1 protein-coding gene is annotated in these 806 nt (G+C 73.1%); it reads right to left on the bottom strand.

Annotated elements, in window-relative coordinates; translation table 11 throughout:
* The coding region (locus FVW20_RS17225; RefSeq protein ID WP_196610546.1) for an ATP-binding cassette domain-containing protein at positions 1 to 806 on the bottom strand (806 nt) is incomplete at both ends.

The following is an 806-nucleotide window of genomic DNA, read 5'->3' as shown; positions in this document are numbered from 1 at the left end:
CCGGCGCGCCCGCCAGGGCGCGGGCCAGCAGCACGCGGCGCAACTGCCCGGTGGACAGGGTGCGGATGCGCTGCCCGGCAAGCCCGGCGACGCCCAGTATGCGCAGCCAGTGGGCGGCCTCGGCCCGCTGGTCGTCGTCCGGCTCGTCGTACAGGCCGATGGTGCCGGAAAAACCGGTCAGCACCAGTTCCTCGGCGGTCAGGTCATACCCGTAGGTGGCCTGCAACTGGTCGGACACCAGGGCCACGCGGCGGTGCAGCAGGGGCAGGTCGCGCAGGGATGCCTGCTGCGGCGGCCCGCGCCGGGCCACCCCGCAGGAGGCCTCGTCCGCGAACCACACGATGTCGCCGCCCACGGCCACGTTTTCCTCGCCGTGCAGCAGGCGCAGCAGGGTGGACTTGCCGGAGCCGTTGGGGCCGATGATGCACCAGTTCTCGCCGCGCCGGATGGTCCAGTCGATGGCGTGCAGCACGTGCACCCGCTCCACGTACACGTCGGCCCGTTCGATGCGGGCCAGCACCGGGGGCAGGGGCGAGGGCGAATCGGCGTTTGTGCCGTTCTCGCCCGACATGCCGGACCGGTCAGGCATGCCGGTCACGTCATTGTGCGCCGTATCCGGGGCGTCCAGCCCATCTCCACCGCACACGCCGGAGTCGGCGGGCAGGTTGGCCATGACCTCGGCCAGCGGGCCTTCCGCCATGATGCGCCCGCCCTGCACCAGCAGGGCGCGGCTGAGGCAGGCGGGCAACTGGTCGGTGCGGTGGGTGGCGAACAGCACGGTCACCCCCAGCGCGGCGGCCCGGTCC

Origin of the sequence: Nitratidesulfovibrio oxamicus (genome assembly GCF_015731765.1) — a bacterium.
Classification (GTDB): Bacteria; Desulfobacterota; Desulfovibrionia; order Desulfovibrionales; family Desulfovibrionaceae; genus Cupidesulfovibrio; species Cupidesulfovibrio oxamicus.
This window is presented reverse-complemented; position numbering and strand designations above follow the sequence as displayed.